Origin of the sequence: Litoreibacter arenae DSM 19593 (assembly GCF_000442275.2) — a bacterium.
Lineage (GTDB): Bacteria > Pseudomonadota > Alphaproteobacteria > Rhodobacterales > Rhodobacteraceae > Litoreibacter > Litoreibacter arenae.
In genome coordinates, this window is record NZ_KE557312.1 from 162230 (window position 1) to 178276 (window position 16047).

Sequence of the window (16047 nt, forward strand, 5' to 3'; positions counted from 1 at the left end):
TTCAGGTAGATTGAATTAATGCAAACCCGCGCGCTGGAGACCTTGGTTAGAATTTTGCAGGTGCAGTCCTTTGGCGAGGCGGCCCAGTTGCAGAATATGACGCTGTCGGCGTTGAGTATGCAGATGAAAGCGCTGGAGGCGGAACTGGACGCGGAACTGTTCGACCGCAGCTTCCGCCCGCCACGGCTGACGCCCTTGGGGCGGAAGGTGGCGGAACAGGCGAAGGGGGTCATCAGCGGTGTGGCCGAATTGCACGAACTGGCCAATGCAGGGGCCGGCTTGAGCGGGTCGTTTCAACTTGGCTTCATCCAGTCCGCCAGCGCTCGCATTTTGCCGAAGTTTGTGACCTTGGCGGCGGAGCGGGAGAAGAGGGCGAGCTTTCGATACAGCTCCAACCTGTCAGAGGCGCTGACCGAGCAGGTGGCGTTGGGGCAGCTCGACGCCGCGATTGTCACGCGGGTCGAGGGCGGGGCGCGGGGGTTGCATGTGGACCTGATCGCGTCGGAGCCGATGGCGTTGGCGGTGCCTGTTGCACTGGCCCAACTGGATGCGGTGCAGCTTTCGCAGCAGGTGCCGTTCATCCATTTCCGCCCCAGCACCGGCATCGGCAAGCTGATCGCGGCATCATTGGGGGCAGAAGTGCCGCCGCAAAACACTCTGGTTCTCGACAGCATCGAGGCCTGCATGGAATGCGTGAAGGAAGGCGTCGGCTATACCGTTCTTCCGCTGCCCGACATTCGCCGTTATGCGGACGGTCGGGTGCATGTGGTGGAGGGCGCGATGGAAGGGCTGACCCGCGATCTGGTGATGCTGACCCGCGACGACGCGCAGGCGCAGCGGTGGCGGCCCAGACTGCTGTCGCTGGTCAGGGACGCGGCTTAGGCCCGCCGTTTCAGGGTCCGCGTGGCTCGGATGCCTGCGCGGATGATGGCGATCACCGTCAGCACCGTCAGCCCCCAGAAGAACCATGTGATCGGGCCACGGAACAGGATCGCGGGTGAACTGCCGGACATGAGCATGGCTTGGCGGAAGTTGTCTTCCAGCAGCGGCCCGAGGATGAAGGCGATCAGGAAGGGGGCTGCGGGAATGTCGTTACGCATCATGAGGAACCCGACCCAACCCATGACGAACATCACGCCCACGTCGAAGATGTTGTTATTCACCGCGAACACGCCATAGACGCAGAGCACCAGAACACCGGGGAAGAGAACCCCGCGCGGGATGTCGGCCACGTATTTGAACCCGCGAATGGCGACGGAGCCGATGAACAGCAGAAAGACGGAGCTGACGATCAGGCCGATGAACAAGCCGTAGATGATATCGACATTGAGAATGAACATCATCGGTCCGGGTTGGAGCCCGTGGACCATGAATGCGCCGATGATGATGGCGGTGATCACGTCGCCCGGCACGCCAAGCGCCAGAAGCGGAATCAGGGTCGCCCCAGCAACGCCGTTGTTGCCTGCCTCGGAGGCGGCGACGCCCTCAAGTTCGCCCTTGCCGAAATTGTCGCGGTTGGGTGATTTGCGCCGCGCCTCGCTGTAGGACAGGAAAGCGGACGGGGCCGCGCCGATGCCGGGGATGGAGCCGAGGAACACCCCGATGAAGCTGCCGCGGACGATGGATTTGAAGCAGCGTTTATACTCGCCGAAGGTGACCTTGTTGTCGCCCAGACTACGGGTTTGACCCTTATGCGGCTTGGGGTCCCAGACCATGGCCAGCACCTCGGGGATAGCGAACAGCCCGATGAGGACTGCGATGAAGTTGAGGCCGCCCATCATGCTGGGATCACCGAAGGTGAAGCGGTTGGTGCCGTAGACGAGATCAAGGCCAACGGTTGCCAGCAACAGCCCCAGCATGGCCGACAGCGCCCCGCGTAACAGGCTGGCGCCGGAGACACCCGCGATGATGGTCAGCGAGAACAGGATCAGGGTGAAGAATTCCGGCGGGCCGAAGTTCAGCGCGAAGGAGGCGAGCCAGCCGGCGAACAGGATCAGCGCGAGGTTGGAGATCAGATCGGCGGTGCAGGACGCCCAGAGCGCCATGCCAAGCGCCTTGCCTGCCTGACCCTTCTCGGCCAGCGGATAGCCGTCCAGCACCGTGGCGCTGGAGGCGGGGGTGCCGGGGGTCTTGATAAGGATTGCGGGGATGGAGCCGCCGAAGATGCCGCCCTTGTAGACGCCCAGCAGCAGCAGGATGGCGATGATCGGCTGCATGGAAAAGGTAAACGGCAGGGTCAGGGCCACGGCCATGGTGGCGGACATACCGGGGATTGCACCTGCGATTGTACCGATGGCGACCCCTGCGAACAGCGCCAGAAACGCTTCGAAATTCCCGACGAGGGACAGACCCGCGAGGATGCTGTCGACAAAGCTCATGGCAGCCTCACGAAGTTGCCCTGCGGGATCGCGACGCTGGCGATATGGGCGAAGAAGACATAGAGCACAAGCGGCACGCAGACCGCGCAGATCAGCGCGGTTTTGGGGTGCGAGGTGCGGACCAGAAAGGCGGTGGCCACGAAGGCCAGCATGGAGGTCCAGACCATGCCAAGGCGCGGCAGGCCGAACATGTAGATCACCATGACGACTGCCATGATCAGCAGGCGGCCATAGCCGCCGGACACCTCGGCGGGCGCGGGCGTCAGGTCTTCAGAGGAGAAGTGGCCGGTGACGGTCAACCCGATGCCGGTCAGGATCGTCAGGGCCGCAAGCGTGTAGGGCCAGAAGACCGGAGACAGGATGATGTTGCGCACATTGCTTGGAGAGGACACCCAGTTGGGTATTGCGACGAGCATCAGGAAAAGCCCCGCAATGATGGCGACGATGCCGATGAGCGTTTGCCGGTGAAGGTTCTGCATGGGGGCGCCTCTGCAAGATAGAAAAACGGCGCGCGATGGGGATGCCACGCGCGCCGGTCAAATCACGGACTTAGCCTTCTACGCGCATGCCCAGCTTATCCACCAGCGCCTTGAAGGTCTGGTATTGCTCCTGGATGAACGCATTTGCGTCTTCAGGGCTCATCACGTTGATGATAGAGCCACGTGCCTCCATCGAACTGACGAATTCCTCGTCACCCGCTGCGGCGGCCATCCACTCGCCCCATTTCGCGGCCACCTCGTCAGAGATCCCGGCCGGTCCTGCAATGCCGGTCCAGCCGACCAGCTGTTCAAGCGCGGGCTTGCCGAGGTCCTTCGAGGTCGGCGCGTCGAAGCCGACCACCGGTTCCGCCGTTGTGACCATCAGTGGCTTCATCTGACCGTTGGCCACAAAGCTGGCCAGCGCCGACGAGTTGGTGCACAGGAAGGTCGCGGTGCCGTTCAGCACCGCCGTCACCGCCTCGCCGCCACCTTTCTGCGGGATGTGCGTGGCTGCGTTGATCGGGTCCTCGACGCCGAACTCGTCCAGCACCATCGCGCCCGCCAGATGCAGGCCGGAGCCCACGCCGGAGGAGGAGTAGCTGACCCCGCCCTCATTTACTTTGGCGATCAGGTCTTCCATCGAATTGATGTCGGAATTTGCCTCCACCGCGCAGGCGAAGGGGTTGATCTCGTAGACCGTCACGAAGCGGAAATCGTCCAGCGTATAGGGCAGGGTGGCCTTCATCGCCGGGTTGACCGAGTGGGACCCCACGCGGGCGAACAGCATGGTATAGCCGTCCGGCTTGGCGTTCTTGACCGCGACGGAGCCGGTCGCCCCGCCGGCACCTGTGACGTTCGCCATAATCAGCGACTGGCCGACCGCCTTGCCCAGCGGTTCTGCGATGGTGCGGGCGGAAATGTCGGTGGCCCCGCCTGCGCCGTAGGGGATGACCATGTTGATCGGCCGCTCGGGATAGTCCGCAGCGGAGGCGGCGGTGGCAAGCCCCAGTATCATTGCGCTCACGGCGCTGAATTTCGCAAATTTCATAGTTTCCTCCCAAAAACTGTTGGCTGGTGTCTGTGCAGCCTATGTTACCGACATGCTAGCGACAGTGCCGGTTCTTGACAAATCCTATTGGTAAGTCATTCTTGTATAAAGCGGCAATTGATTACAATTACCGAAAGTCAAGCTAACACAAAGTAAGCCCGCCCATGTCCATCAGAATGCTCCGAACTTTGATCGCTGTCGAGGAGCACGGCACCTTCAGCGCGGCGGGGGAAGCGGTGTTCGTCACCCACGCCGCCGTCAGCCAGCAGATGAAAGCGCTGGAGGCGGATTGGGGCGTGACTTTGTTCGACCGCTCCAAGCGCACGCCGGAACTGACGCCAGTGGGCCGCGCGGTGGTCACCAAAGCGCGCGAGATCGTGGCGGCCTATGACAACCTGCTGCCCTCGGTCATGGGGGATGACGGGTTGCGCGGCACGTTGCAACTGGGCGGCGTGCCGACGGCGCTGACCAGCCTGATCCCGTTTGCGATCACCTCTATCAAGGCGCGGTTTCCCGAGCTGCATGTCAGCGTGACCCCGAACCAGACCAAGGAGCTGTTGATCGACCTGGAACGCGGCGTGCTGGACGCGGCGGTGATTACCAAGCCCCATGTCGTCCCCCGCAACATGCGCTGGGTGCCGATTGCGACGGAACCGATGGAACTGCTGACCTCGGTCAACGTCATCTCGGACGACCCGTTCGAGATACTGGCGATGCAGCCCTATATCCGCTTCACCCGCAAGGCGCTGCTGAGCGACTTCATCGACAACTGGCTGCAAGAGAAGAACATCACCGTGAAGGACACGATGGAGCTGGAGAATCTGGAGATCATCTCCAGCATGGTCCATGCCGATCTGGGGGTCTCCATCGTTCCGCGCCGTTGCGTGCTGCCGCCGAACCCGCTGCCACTGCGCCACATACCATTGGGCGAGGGCGCACCCGTGCGCGAATTGGGGCTGATGTCGCTGGCCAACACGGTCAAGCTGCGGGTGCTGCAAGAGGTCGAGACCGAGCTGCTGCATGCGGTCGAGGTGGGCCGGTTCGATCCGTTTCCAGAGGCGGTAGTATAGCGTGATGGAGACCGATTTCCTGCTTATCCTCGCCATCGGGGCCGCGTCTGGCGGCTTTATCAACGGGCTGGCGGGCTTCGGCACCGCGTTGTTCGCCTTGGGCTTCTGGCTGCAAATCATGCCTCCCGCGCAGGCGGTGTCGATCGTGGTCGTCATGTCGGTCATCTCGGGCTTGCAAGGGGTGTGGCTGGTGCGCCGCTCGATCCTTGACCAGCCGCGCAGGCTGGCGCGGTTCCTGTTGCCTGCGCTGGTCGGTGTGCCCTTGGGTGTGGCGGCCTTGTCGGTGCTGGAGCCTGTCGTGCTGAAGCTGATTATCGCAGGGTTCCTGATCCTTTACGGCGGGTTCTTCACGCTGCGCTCGGCCCTGCCGAAGCTGGAGCGCCCGACGCCCGTGATCGACGGTTTGATCGGCTTCGCAGGTGGCATCCTGGGCGGGGCCGCGTCCCTGTCGGGGGCCCTGCCGACGATGTGGTGCGCCATGCGTCCATGGCCCAAATCCGAAACGCGGGCTGTGCTGCAACCCTTCAACGTGGTGGTGCTGGGGGTCACGGCTTTGGTGTTCGCCTTCAAGGGGGCCTACACGACGCAAACGTTGACTTATATCGCGGTGGCCTTGCCGGTGACGATGATCTTCGCGCAGATCGGCATCACGGTGTTCAAGCGGCTGACCGACGACCAGTTCCGCCGGTTGCTGATCGCGATGATGCTGGTCTCGGGGCTGGTCTTGCTGGCGCGGGAGGTGTTTTAGATGGCGCACGTGATCGAACGGGTCGAGGTGTTGTGCTACCGCGTGCCGGTGAAGGTGCCGGTGGCGACGTCATTCGGCGTGATGCGGGACCGTCCGGCGGTGTTTGTGAAGCTGACCGATCAGGACGGATGCTTCGGCTGGGGCGAGATCTTCGCCAATTGGCCCGCTGCCGCCGCCGAACACCGTGCGCAGCTTCTGGTGCGCGACATTTGCGATCTGGTGGTGGGGGCGGACGTGGCGCAGGCGGGCGACTTGTTCGAACAACTGACCGCGCAGACCCATATCCGCGCGTTGCAATCGGGCGAATGGGGACCGTTCCGGCAAGTGATCGCGGGGTTGGATATTGCGCTGCATGACATGTTTGCGCGGCGGGACGGAGTCTCGCTGGCGCGGTTTCTGAACAGCAAGGCAGCAGACAGCGTGCCGACCTATGCCAGCGGCATTGCCATTAATGCGGCACCGGAACTTATCGCCCAAGCCCGCGCAGCGGGACATGATGCGTTCAAGGTGAAGATCGGTTTCGGCGCGGGTGACATGGACGATTTGCGGGACGTGGCGCGCAGTTTGCATGAGGGCGAGGCGCTCATGGCCGATGTCAATCAGGCGTGGTCCGTGGAGCAGGCGCTGGCACATGCGGACGGGATCGACACTGTGGGTTTGGGCTGGTTGGAGGAGCCTGTTCGCGCCGACTTGCCTGCATCGGATTGGGCGGCTTTGGCGGATGCCTTCGTCACGCCATTGGCGGGTGGCGAGAACATCACCGGCCATGCGGATTTCGACGCCGCAATCGCCGCGCGGCATCTGTCGGTGATACAGCCAGACATCGTCAAATGGGGCGGGTTGAGCGGCTGCGCCGCCGTCGCCCGCAAGGTTCGCAACGCGGGCCTGCGCTACTGCCCGCATTTTCTGGGCGGCGGCATCGGGCTGATTGCGTCCGGGCATTTGCTGGCGGCGGTTGGCGGCGACGGGCTTTTGGAGGTCGACGTGAACCCCAACCCGCTGCGCGATGCGTTTGGTGGGGCGCTGGTGGAGGGTGGCGTGTTCGCCGTTGCAGACGCGCCCGGTCTGGGCATCGACGACTTGCCCGAAGAATTGGCCCAGTTCCAGACGCTGGCGCTGGAAGCACGCGCCTAGATTACCTCGTCGCTGCGGTCGTCGGTCTCGCCGTATCGCTTGAGCGTCGCGGGACGGGTGCCTTCGTAGACGCGGTGCAGATTCTCGGCGATTTTGGCGTTTTCGCGCTCGAACAGGCAGTCGCCGTGTTTGTCAGAGGCCACGATGAACGGCCCCATATTGTTGCACCTGATGACCCACATGGCTTGGGCGAGGCCCAGTTCCTCGTTCCAATGGACGGCCTCCACCTTCTCGACCCCGCGCCCCAGTAATGCGCCGGTGCCGTAGCCGACGGTGGACAGGTAGATCGCACCGTTGGGGACGAAATAGGACTTGTAGTCCTTCGACGTCATGCCGCCCTTGCCGATGATGAGCTTCGCGCCCGTCTTCTCCATCCATTCCGGCAGCCATTTGGCGAAGCGGAAGGACGCGGTGGCCGTGACGGCGCCCATTTCGAAGCTGCCATCAGGGTTGATCCGCGCGGCGGGGGAGCAGTGGAAATTGGCCGCCGAGTCGCGGGGCAACTCCATGGGGATATTGGCCTTTTCCTCCAACCCGCGTTTGTAGACGCCTTCACGGCCGGTATACATCAGCCCGTCCAGATAGACGATGTCGCCAAGTTGCAGATCGTCAAGCGCCTCTTGCGTGGGCGTCGTGCTGAGGCGGATTTTGCGCGGGCTCATTGGGCGGCCTCCGGTGATGTGATTTCGTCCGTGTCGCGCCCGAATGTGGGCGCGGGATCAAGTTTCGTGGGTGCCCATGGTGCGCGGAAACTGAGGCCCGGGGCGCGGACCGTCTGGTCCAGTTCCGGCACGGGCAGGTCATGCCAACAGGGGGAGTTTTGCATCTGCGGATGCACCAGTGTTTCGCCCAAGCTGAGGACCGGACCAGCGGGCACGTCAGCCTCGGCCAACACGGTGTCCCAGTGGCTGGCGGGCTGCGTGGCGAAGATTTGCGTTAGGGTTTGCGTGACGGTGTCTGCGTCCGCCTGCGCCAGTTCGGGGCGACCGAGCGCGAGGCACAAACGGCTGGTTTGCGCGGGCGTGTTGGCGGTGATGACAAGCTGGCCTTCGGCGCAGTCGAACCGACCGGAGAACGGCGAATCCGAGAACGCGCGGTTGCCGTCGAGGCCCCGCAACGCGCCGGTGGTCTGGTGGTTCACCGCGTAGGCGCCCATCAGATTGGTCATCGCGTCGAGCATCGAGACATGCAACTCCTGCGGCTTCAGCGGTTGTTTGGCGCGTTGGAGCAGGGCTGCGAGAATGGCGGCAACCAGCGACTGTCCCGCGACGTAATCCACGATGGGTATGCCGACGCGCAGGGGGCCGCTTTCAGGGCTTCCGGTCATCGCCATCAAACCGCTGACTCCTTGCAGGATGTGGTCATAAGCGGGGCGGGAGGCGAGGGGGCCGTCGGGACCGTAGCCCGACAGGCTGGCATAGATCAGGTCGGGCTTGCGGCTTGTTGTAGCGTCAAACCCGAGGCCAAGGCGGTCGGCCACGCCGGGGCGGAAGTTCTGAACAAGTACGTCTGCCTCGGCCACCAGCGACAAAGCGGCGTCCAGTCCGGCCTTGGATTTCAGGTCCAGCACCACGGATTTCTTGCCGGAATTCTGGCTGAGGAACGACGCGCCCAACCCTGCGTCGCGCATTGCCTGCGTGCCGCCATGGGTGCGCACGAAATCGTCGCCGCCGGGACGCTCTACGCGGATCACCTCTGCGCCCATCAGCGCCAGTTGGCCCGTCGCATAAGGCCCCGCCAGCACATGGGTGAGGTCGATAATCCTTATGCCCGACAGGGGCTGGGTCATTCCGCCGCCTCCATCGCGGGGGCGTCCCATTCGACGGTTTCGCGGCGTTGGTAGTCGGTGAACCAGTCGGGGTCGGTGCGGTATTCCACCCGACCATCCGCGAATACCCGCGCCACGGCGCGGCGTGACGACAGGCAGAAGGCGTGGACCGACATTTGCATGCCGCCGGTATGGCAATAACCCACTTCGATGTTGCAATCGACGACCATGGATTTGCCGACGAAGCCCATGGCGCCCATGCCGATAGAGTTGCCGATCTCCTTGAACTCCCGCTCCAGCGCTGCGATTTTCGGGTCGGAGTTTTCGCTGCCCACAGTGCGCAGGCAGGCGGCGCGTTTGCCCAAGACCATGCAGGTATCCTTGCAGCCGCCAAGCCCGATGCCGATGATCGCAGGCTGGCAGGCAAGGCCGCGTTTGCCGAACGCCACGAGGCTGTCGAGGTAGAAGCGCTTGATCCCCTCGATCCCGTCTGAGGGGAAGAGCATCCGGTAATCGGTGCCGAACAACCCGCCCTTGTGCACAGTAATCAGGTCGATCCATTCACCGCCCGGCTCGTAGCCATACTCGATCTCCGGCGCGCCGATGCCCACATTGTTGTTGTGGTCCGTACGCCAAAGCGGATGCACGCGATTGGGGCGCAAGGGCACGCCGTTGGTGGCGTTCGCAGTGGCGCGGCGCAGGGCGGCTTCCAGTGCGATGGGGCCGCCTTCAATCTGCGTTTCGTTGCCCATTTTGACATACCAGCGCGGGGTGCCGGTGTCGCCGCACATGGCGCGGCGGTCTTCCTTGGCGGCCTCGTAATTTTCCAGCATGGCCTGCAACACGAAGGAGGACAGGTCGCCGTCTTCCACGTCTGCGGCGGCTTGCAAACCGTCGAGATAGTCTTGCGGGATTTCGATGGCGGCCTTGTCCATCAGGGTCTCGGCGGTTTTCTGGATGATGTCGATGGGGATCATTCTGCGGCCTCCACTAATGAGACGGGTTCGCCTTCGGGCAGGATCGTCTCGCCCGGTTTGACGATGGTGAACTGGACGTCCTCGCGGGTGACGTCGAGGGTGTCGCCTGTTTGGCGGGCGACGGTGAAATAGCTGCTTTCCATCGAGCCGCTGTCAGGGAAGTCCTCGCGGTAATGCGCGCCCCGGGAGTTTTCGCGGGCGAGGCCCGCCTTGGTGATGACCTCGGAGACTTCACACAGCGAGGCGAGGTTCAGCCAGTCGTGCCATGTCAGGTTGAAGGCGAGGTTGTCGCCAGCGACGCCAGCCTCCAACAGCTCCGCCTGAATGTCGGCGATGCGGGTCAGGCCGCGCTCCATCCCCGTTTCGGTGCGCATCACGCCGACATCTTCCCACATGGCTTCTTGCAGCTTGTCACGTAAGGGCTGGATCGGGGCGATCTTGTTTTGCAACGGGCGTAGGGCGCGGGTGATTTCGGCTTCCAAAACGCTCTCGTCAGGGTCGCGGAGCGCGCCCATGTTACGAATATCCATGCCCATCACGTCGCCCGCGACGCCGCCATAAACGGTGGAGTTCGCCACGCCGTTGCCGCCCAAACGGTTGGAGCCATGGGCTCCGCCCGCGTCTTCGCCCGCCACGTAGAGACCTTCCAGCGCGGTGCGGGTGTCGGGGTCGACCACGACGCCGCCCATGAAGTAATGCGCTGTGGGCACGACCTCGACCAGCCCGGCGGCCAGATCGAAGCCTGAATCGGCGCAGCGCTTGACCATGCCGGGGAATTTGGCGCGTACGTTTTCAGGGCCAAGATGGGACATGGAGATGTATACGCCGCCATTGGGCGTCGTCGTGTTCGACTTGCGCATCTCGGCGAAGATGCCCCGGCTGACCACATCGCGCGTGGCGCGTTCGCCCTTGGCGTCGTAGTCGAACATGAAGCGGTTTTCGGCACCGTTGAGCAATTGCCCGCCCGCGCCGCGCAGGCCTTCTTCCAGAACGGTTCCGGTCATCTTGGTATGGTCGCCCGCCAAAAGTCCGGTGGGGTGAAACTGCACCATTTCCATATCGCGCAGGGGCAGGCCAACACGCAGGGCCATGGCGAGGCCGTCCATCGTCTTGTCGCCGCTGGGCGTGTGGTACTTATACATGGTCGGCCCGCCGCCGGTGCCCATCAGCACCGTCTTGGCGCGCACGAAACGGAACTTGCCGCTGCGCATGTCGATCATCAGAACGCCCGCCAGCGCGGAGCCGTCCTTGGTCGGGATCAGCCCGATGGCGCGGTGCTCTTGCAGCTTTTCGACGGGGCGGGACAGGACCTGCTCCATCAGGCGGTTGATGATCTCGATCCCTGTCAAATCGCCCTTATGGACCGTGCGGTCGGCGGTCTGGCCCGCGAAGGCCTTTTGATGCAGGGAGCCGTCGGGGTTGCGGTCGAAGAAGCAGCCGATTTCGTTTTCCAGCTCGCGGATGCGCACCACGGCCTGCTCGCACAGCTTCCACGCCATGTCTTGATTAGGCAGCCACTTGCCGCCCTGGATGGTGTCCATGAAGTGCCGCTCGACCGTGTCGCCGCCGCCAAGGGCCACGTTGTAGCCGCCTTGCACCATGCGGGTGCAGCCGCACTTGCCGATCAGGCCTTTGACGGCGATGGTGATTTTGGTGCCTGCCGGTGCGCTTTGCTGCGCGTGCAGCGCGGCGAACATACCCGCGCCGCCGGTGCCGAGGATCAGGATGTCGGTGTCGTGTCTCTCGATCTGCATCAGATGGCCCTCAGAAGGAAAATGCCCGCAAGGAATGTCGACGCCGCGACGGCGCTGGCGGCGGCGGTTTTTTGACCGGAGGTCCATGGCAGGAACTCCAGCGCCATCAAGCGCAACCCGCCCAGCATGTGGACGGAGAGCAGGAAGACGAGGCCGAATTCTGCGAACTTGACGATAGGGGTTTCCGCCCAATGCAGGAACCCGTCCAGCTTTTGCGGCGCGTTGAGCGCGTAGGACAGCACCCAGAAATGGGCGGGCAGAAACAAAGCGAGTGCCACACCGGAGATGCGGTGCAGCAGGAACGCGATCCAGAGCGTGTGGGTGCGGTGGCCGTGTATCATGTTGCCGTCACCCCGTAGACCGCCTGCATCCCGAGGATCAGGAGTAGGGCGAGGATGGTCCACGCGGCCGCGTTCAAGCCCGTGCCGCACAAGCCTGCCCATTCCGAGAGCACCGTGCGCAACCCAATGGCTGCGTGGATGGACACGGCGACGACGAAGGTGCCGTAGAACAGAAACCACAGGATGCTGCCTTGGGTGCGGCCAAGGATTTCCGCCGCCGACAAGCCGCCTTGGATGGCGTAGATCATCACCGCAATATGCATCAGCACCAGCGGCGCCATAATCAGCGCAGTGATGCGCTGCGCCATGTAGAGCTTCAGCGTCATTTGCGCCTCTTGAAGAAGTTGCGGGCGGTCCCGCGCTTGAGGCCCGCGATGGCGTTCATCGGGTTCAGCTCGTTGGGGCAATGCACCGCGCAACTGCCCTGACTGTGGCAGTTGTGGCAGCCTCCCACGCCCGAGACCGCATCCAAAATCGTCTGCTTGTTGGCGTCCTTACTGTCATTGTAGACGCTCCACGCGCGTTGCAGGGCAGCGGGGCCGAGGTAGTCGGGATTGCCCGCGACCGTGTCGCACGCGGCGTAGCAGACGGAGCAGTTGATGCACTCGATCCCGGCATTGGCTTCCACGCGCCCGGCGCTGTCGGGGTCGATAGCCTCGATCGGGTCATGGCGGGTCTGGGTCGGGTGGTGCAGGCCTTCGGCGGCGACCCATTTGTCGAAGAACGGGTCCATATCGGTGGCCAGATCCTTGATGACGGGCAGGTTGCGCAGAGGGCCAATTTCCATATGGCCGTCTTTCAGCACCTTTTTAACGTGAGTGCGGCAGGTCCAGCGCGGCACGCCGTTCACCATCATCGCGCAAGAGCCGCACATGCCGACGCGGCACGCATAACGGTAGCTGAGCGTCGGGTCGGCGTATTGCTGGATCCACGCGACGACGTCTAGGACAGTCTGGTTATCCTCCATCTTCACATCGAAGGGCTGATAAGCCCCCGCAGCCCCGCCACGCCAGACGGATACGGACATCTGCTGCTCTTTTGGCAAAGCGTTGCTCCCCCTTGGATTGACCGACGCATCGCAAATATAGATGCAGGTTTTGCTAACATAAAGGAATAATGACTTACCCATTCTGTAAGTTATAATTACACCGGTTGCACCTTCCCAAACCGCGCATCGCCGTTATTGTCGGATGGCAATGTCAGGGGAGGAACGGGGATGTTGACGCTCTACTATGCCAAGGGGACCGCCGCCTTGCCGGTTCATATCGCATTGGAGGAGGCAAGGGCGGAGTATGATCTGCGCCTGCTGGACTTTGCCAACAAGGACCAGCTGGAGCCGGACTATCTGGCTATTAACCCCAAGGGCCGTGTGCCGGTTCTGGTCACGCCGGAGGGCGTGCTGACCGAAACGCCGGCGCTGCTGGCGTATATCGGGCAGGTGTTCGAGGCAGCTAAGTTGATCCCCGAAACGCCGTTCGGCTTCGCAAAGGCGCAGGAATTCAACCTGTATCTGGCGGCGACTGTGCATGTGGCGCACGCTCATAAACACCGCGGGGCACGGTGGTCGAATGATGCGGCCTCGCATGAGGCGATGCGGGCGAAGGTGGCGTCAAACATGACCGAATGCGCTACACTGATCGAGACGCATTATCTGCAAGGACCGTGGGTGATGGGCGAGCAGTATACGGTTTGCGATCCGTATCTGTTCTTGGTGGCGCGGTGGCTGAAGGGGGACGGCGTGGACGAGAGTGTGTTTCCGAAGATACTGGCGCACCGTGCGAGAATGGAGGCGCGTCCGGCGGTGCAGGCGGTGTTGAAACACCATGACTGACGGGCTGTCCGACATTCTGGCCGCGCGGTTCATGGATGCCCCTGACGTGCCAGAGGAATTGCAGGACAACGCTGTGTTGCGAAGAATCGCGGGGCGGGCGTCGTGTCGGGCGTTCCTGTCCGAGCCGGTTCCGTTGGAGGTGCTGAAAGCGCTGAGCGCTGTGGCGCTGTCGTCCCCGTCGAAAAGCGACCTGCAACAGCGCGACATCGTGATTGTCGAGGATGCGGAGGTGAAGGCGCGGCTGGTGGAGCTTGTGTCTGCGCAAGCTTGGATTGCGGGCGTGCCGTCTTTGGTGGTCATCTGCGCCAACAACTGCCGCCAGCGGCAGCTGCATGCGATGCAAGGGCTGGATTTCGCCAACGACCATCTGGACGCGTTTTTCAACGCCAGTGTTGATGCGGGGATCGCCTTGGCAAGCTTCGTCATCGCGGCGGAGGCGGCTGGCTTGGGCTGCTGTCCGATCAGCACCATCCGCAACCACGCGCAGGAGGCGAGCGAGTTGTTGGGCCTACCGGACCATGTGTTTCCGGTGGCGGCCTTGGCATTGGGGTATCCTGCGAGCGAGGGGCCGATCAGCCCGCGATTGCCCTTGCGGGCGACGGTGCATGTGGACCGGTTCAGCGAAGACCGTGCGCGGGATGTGGAAGAATACGATGCCCACCGCGCGCAGGTGCAGCCCTACCGGACGCAGCGCAGTACGCCGCTTTATGGCAGCAGTGACGCTTACACGTGGTCGATGGACAAGGCCCGCCAGTATAGCCTGCCCGAGCGGGTGGACTTCGGGGCTTTCATCAAGGCCAAGGGCTTCAAGCTGGACTAGTGCGCCGCCCCGCTGGGGGCGGGCAGGCCCTCGATCTGGACGTTGACGCAGGCGGGTTTGCCGCTTTGCACCGCGCGGTCGAGGGCTGCGTCGAGGTCGGCCAAGTCCGTGACGTATTCGCCATGCGCACCCAAGCCTTTCGCTGCCTCGTCGTAGCGCGCACCGCTGAGTTCGCAGCCGATCAGGCGGTCGGGGCCGTAGTCGCGCAGCTGGATTTGGTGCTCGGCGTTCCAGCGCTCGTCGTTGCCGATAACGACCACATAGGGGAGACCCACACGGGCGGCGGTCTCGAATTCGGCGAAGTGGAATCCCACGGTTCCGTCGCCCATCAGGGCGAACACAGTGGCGTCGGGGTGGGCGGCTTTGGCGCCGATCCCGTAGCACAGCCCGCCGCCGATAGCGCCGGAGATGCCGTTGGTGACGCGGAGATCGGCATTCGTGGCGGCTTGCGCCCATTGGCCGAACTCGCCGCCATCGCAGATCATCACCGAGTGCTCGGCCTTGTCGATTTGCCGCTGCACGGCGGCGCAAAGCTGGGCGGGCGTGATCTTGCCGGACGGCACGGTGTCGCCCTCGCTGAAGCTGCGAGCGGCGATATGGGTTGCGACCTCTTTGCGCCAAGCGTCATGGCCGCCTTGGCCCGCGCTGACAAGCGCGTCAATGCTATCCCGCGGATCGGCGGCGAAGCAGGCTTGAAGGCGGGTGCCAAGGTTTCGGTGGGCGCGGTCGCGCTCGGTGGCGCAGGGTTGAACGACGATCCAGTCGCAGGCTGCGGCGACGACGTTTGTGCCGCCGAACCCCAGCGTGAAGTCGATGCGTTTGCCCAAGGTCACGATCAAATCGGCCTGCGCCAAGGCTTTGCCGACATTGCCCAAGGCTGGGTCTTTCAGCCCGCGCGGGCTTTCCATCGCGATCGCGGGCGCGCCCAACGCATCCTGCAACGCGGCGAGTTTGCCGCGGTTGCGCGTGTCATTCATGGAGGGGCCGCACAGGATCAGCGGGCGTTTCGCCTTGGCGATGGCCTGCGTGATGTTCTGGAGGTCGGCGTCGGACAGGGGCATCGGCTCTTTGCCGAGCGCCGAAGGGATCTCACCGCCCGTCGCATCTGCGTCGACCAGATCGAAGGGCAGGGCCATATGCACGGGGCCGGACCTGCCGGACAAAGCGATGCGCAAGGCGCGGGCGGTGTCGGTGCCGAAATCGGTGGCACGGGTCGGGCGGAAGGACAGCTTGGTGACGGGCGTGGTCATCGGCACTTGGTCGAGTTCCTGAAACGCGCCTCTGCCGTCTTGGCCAAGGGGCGAGTCGCCGGTGAGCAGCAGGACGGGGGTTTCCGACTCGGACGCCGTGAACAGCGGTCCCAATGCGTTCGCAGCGCCCGCGCCAGCGGTGACCATGGCGACGCCGACGGTGCCGGTCAGCTGCGCGTAGGCCTCGGCCATGAACACCGCGGCGGCCTCGTGACGGGTGTGGGTGATCTCGATCCCTACATCAAAGCAGGCATCATAGACCGGCATGATCTGGTTGCCCGACAGCGAAAAGATGCGCGTGACGCCTGCTGCGGCCAGCGTTTTTACCAGAAGGTCTGCGCCTCTCATATATGTCGTCCTTGTGTGAAATGTCGTCGGGCCATCTGAGCCGATCTTGGCGTGGGCGTCCAGCGTGACAGTTGATGCCGAAGCCATTAGCACCCAAACTA

General features: G+C 63.5%; 17 protein-coding genes. 6 read left to right on the forward strand and 11 right to left on the reverse strand.

What is annotated here, in order from left to right:
• The first annotated feature begins 18 nt into the window (after nt 1–18).
• Nucleotides 19–882, forward strand: coding sequence for a LysR family transcriptional regulator (locus THALAR_RS10945; protein WP_021101620.1), 864 nt, complete (start codon nt 19–21; stop codon nt 880–882).
• On the opposite strand, the gene THALAR_RS10950 is transcribed toward THALAR_RS10945, so the two are convergent.
• The 3 genes from THALAR_RS10950 to THALAR_RS10960 form a co-directional block, all read right to left on the reverse strand.
• Nucleotides 879–2378, reverse strand: coding sequence for a tripartite tricarboxylate transporter permease (locus tag THALAR_RS10950; protein WP_021101621.1), 1500 nt, complete (start codon nt 2376–2378; stop codon nt 879–881). The two genes, THALAR_RS10945 and THALAR_RS10950, sit on opposite strands and share 4 nt — an antisense overlap.
• Complete coding sequence (locus tag THALAR_RS10955; RefSeq protein ID WP_021101622.1) at nt 2375–2857, reverse strand: tripartite tricarboxylate transporter TctB family protein; 483 nt, start codon at nt 2855–2857, stop codon at nt 2375–2377. The genes THALAR_RS10950 and THALAR_RS10955 overlap by 4 nt, the downstream gene beginning before the upstream one ends.
• A gap of 70 nt (nt 2858–2927) precedes the next feature.
• Nucleotides 2928–3905: a Bug family tripartite tricarboxylate transporter substrate binding protein gene (locus tag THALAR_RS10960; RefSeq protein ID WP_021101623.1), complete on the reverse strand. Its 978-nt coding sequence runs from the start codon at nt 3903–3905 to the stop codon at nt 2928–2930.
• Between the two features lie 176 nt (nt 3906–4081).
• On the opposite strand from THALAR_RS10960, the gene THALAR_RS10965 reads away from it, so the two are divergent.
• The 3 genes from THALAR_RS10965 to THALAR_RS10975 are packed head-to-tail and all read left to right on the forward strand — an operon-like array spanning nt 4082 to nt 6857.
• A complete protein-coding gene (locus THALAR_RS10965) occupies nt 4082–4975 on the forward strand; it encodes a LysR family transcriptional regulator (RefSeq protein ID WP_322786914.1) in 894 nt (297 codons plus the stop codon).
• Nucleotides 4976–4979: 4 nt separating this feature from the next.
• Complete coding sequence (locus tag THALAR_RS10970; protein ID WP_040818407.1) at nt 4980–5723, forward strand: sulfite exporter TauE/SafE family protein; 744 nt, start codon at nt 4980–4982, stop codon at nt 5721–5723.
• A complete protein-coding gene (locus THALAR_RS10975; protein ID WP_021101626.1) occupies nt 5724–6857 on the forward strand; it encodes a mandelate racemase/muconate lactonizing enzyme family protein in 1134 nt (377 codons plus the stop codon). It begins immediately after the preceding gene.
• Here the strand turns inward: THALAR_RS10975 and THALAR_RS10980 are convergent.
• Genes THALAR_RS10980 through THALAR_RS11010 form a run of 7 tightly spaced genes read right to left on the reverse strand, consistent with a single transcriptional unit; the run spans nt 6854 to nt 12724 of the window.
• On the reverse strand, nt 6854–7519 hold the full coding sequence (locus THALAR_RS10980; RefSeq protein ID WP_021101627.1) for a fumarate hydratase C-terminal domain-containing protein: 666 nt from the start codon (nt 7517–7519) through the stop codon (nt 6854–6856). The genes THALAR_RS10975 and THALAR_RS10980 overlap by 4 nt on opposite strands.
• Entirely contained in the window at nt 7516–8646 is a 1131-nt protein-coding gene (locus THALAR_RS10985; RefSeq protein ID WP_021101628.1) for a CaiB/BaiF CoA transferase family protein, read from the reverse strand. Before THALAR_RS10985 ends, THALAR_RS10980 begins: the two co-directional genes overlap by 4 nt.
• Nucleotides 8643–9602 carry a fumarate hydratase gene (locus THALAR_RS10990; protein WP_021101629.1) on the reverse strand — a complete coding sequence of 320 codons (960 nt, stop codon included), beginning with the start codon at nt 9600–9602 and terminating at the stop codon, nt 8643–8645. Before THALAR_RS10990 ends, THALAR_RS10985 begins: the two co-directional genes overlap by 4 nt.
• The gene (locus THALAR_RS10995) at nt 9599–11356 is read right to left on the reverse strand and encodes an L-aspartate oxidase (protein ID WP_021101630.1); all 1758 of its coding nucleotides are present in this window, start codon (nt 11354–11356) and stop codon (nt 9599–9601) included. The genes THALAR_RS10990 and THALAR_RS10995 overlap by 4 nt, the downstream gene beginning before the upstream one ends.
• A complete protein-coding gene (sdhC, locus tag THALAR_RS11000) occupies nt 11356–11697 on the reverse strand; it encodes a succinate dehydrogenase, cytochrome b556 subunit (protein ID WP_021101631.1) in 342 nt (113 codons plus the stop codon). Before sdhC ends, THALAR_RS10995 begins: the two co-directional genes overlap by 1 nt.
• Entirely contained in the window at nt 11694–12023 is a 330-nt protein-coding gene (locus THALAR_RS11005; protein WP_021101632.1) for a succinate dehydrogenase hydrophobic anchor protein, read from the reverse strand. The genes sdhC and THALAR_RS11005 overlap by 4 nt, the downstream gene beginning before the upstream one ends.
• Complete coding sequence (locus THALAR_RS11010) at nt 12020–12724, reverse strand: succinate dehydrogenase/fumarate reductase iron-sulfur subunit (protein ID WP_021101633.1); 705 nt, start codon at nt 12722–12724, stop codon at nt 12020–12022. The genes THALAR_RS11005 and THALAR_RS11010 overlap by 4 nt, the downstream gene beginning before the upstream one ends.
• Nucleotides 12725–12913: 189 nt before the next feature.
• Here THALAR_RS11010 and THALAR_RS11015 point away from each other — a divergent pair, with 189 nt between their 5' ends.
• A complete protein-coding gene (locus tag THALAR_RS11015; protein ID WP_021101634.1) occupies nt 12914–13528 on the forward strand; it encodes a glutathione S-transferase family protein in 615 nt (204 codons plus the stop codon).
• The gene (locus tag THALAR_RS11020) at nt 13521–14348 is read left to right on the forward strand and encodes a nitroreductase family protein (RefSeq protein ID WP_021101635.1); all 828 of its coding nucleotides are present in this window, start codon (nt 13521–13523) and stop codon (nt 14346–14348) included. Before THALAR_RS11015 ends, THALAR_RS11020 begins: the two co-directional genes overlap by 8 nt.
• Here the strand turns inward: THALAR_RS11020 and THALAR_RS11025 are convergent.
• Nucleotides 14345–15946, reverse strand: coding sequence for a thiamine pyrophosphate-binding protein (locus THALAR_RS11025; protein ID WP_040818410.1), 1602 nt, complete (start codon nt 15944–15946; stop codon nt 14345–14347). The genes THALAR_RS11020 and THALAR_RS11025 overlap by 4 nt on opposite strands.
• Nucleotides 15947–16047: the final 101 nt, after the last annotated feature.

Excerpts from the sequence above, each read along its gene's own strand:
- THALAR_RS10985 (WP_021101628.1), bottom strand. The coding sequence starts at position 8,646 with ATGACCCAGCCCCTGTCGGGCATAAGGATTATCGACCTCACCCATGTG.
- THALAR_RS10990 (WP_021101629.1), bottom strand. The coding sequence starts at position 9,602 with ATGATCCCCATCGACATCATCCAGAAAACCGCCGAGACCCTGATGGAC.
- THALAR_RS10975 (WP_021101626.1), top strand. The coding sequence starts at position 5,724 with ATGGCGCACGTGATCGAACGGGTCGAGGTGTTGTGCTACCGCGTGCCG.
- THALAR_RS10945 (WP_021101620.1), top strand. The coding sequence starts at position 19 with ATGCAAACCCGCGCGCTGGAGACCTTGGTTAGAATTTTGCAGGTGCAG.
- THALAR_RS10980 (WP_021101627.1), bottom strand. The coding sequence starts at position 7,519 with ATGAGCCCGCGCAAAATCCGCCTCAGCACGACGCCCACGCAAGAGGCG.
- THALAR_RS10960 (WP_021101623.1), bottom strand. The coding sequence starts at position 3,905 with ATGAAATTTGCGAAATTCAGCGCCGTGAGCGCAATGATACTGGGGCTT.
- sdhC (WP_021101631.1), bottom strand. The coding sequence starts at position 11,697 with ATGATACACGGCCACCGCACCCACACGCTCTGGATCGCGTTCCTGCTG.
- THALAR_RS10970 (WP_040818407.1), top strand. The coding sequence starts at position 4,980 with ATGGAGACCGATTTCCTGCTTATCCTCGCCATCGGGGCCGCGTCTGGC.
- THALAR_RS11025 (WP_040818410.1), bottom strand. The coding sequence starts at position 15,946 with ATGAGAGGCGCAGACCTTCTGGTAAAAACGCTGGCCGCAGCAGGCGTC.
- THALAR_RS11010 (WP_021101633.1), bottom strand. The coding sequence starts at position 12,724 with ATGTCCGTATCCGTCTGGCGTGGCGGGGCTGCGGGGGCTTATCAGCCC.
- THALAR_RS11005 (WP_021101632.1), bottom strand. The coding sequence starts at position 12,023 with ATGACGCTGAAGCTCTACATGGCGCAGCGCATCACTGCGCTGATTATG.
- THALAR_RS10955 (WP_021101622.1), bottom strand. The coding sequence starts at position 2,857 with ATGCAGAACCTTCACCGGCAAACGCTCATCGGCATCGTCGCCATCATT.
- THALAR_RS11015 (WP_021101634.1), top strand. The coding sequence starts at position 12,914 with ATGTTGACGCTCTACTATGCCAAGGGGACCGCCGCCTTGCCGGTTCAT.
- THALAR_RS10995 (WP_021101630.1), bottom strand. The coding sequence starts at position 11,356 with ATGCAGATCGAGAGACACGACACCGACATCCTGATCCTCGGCACCGGC.
- THALAR_RS10965 (WP_322786914.1), top strand. The coding sequence starts at position 4,082 with ATGCTCCGAACTTTGATCGCTGTCGAGGAGCACGGCACCTTCAGCGCG.
- THALAR_RS10950 (WP_021101621.1), bottom strand. The coding sequence starts at position 2,378 with ATGAGCTTTGTCGACAGCATCCTCGCGGGTCTGTCCCTCGTCGGGAAT.
- THALAR_RS11020 (WP_021101635.1), top strand. The coding sequence starts at position 13,521 with ATGACTGACGGGCTGTCCGACATTCTGGCCGCGCGGTTCATGGATGCC.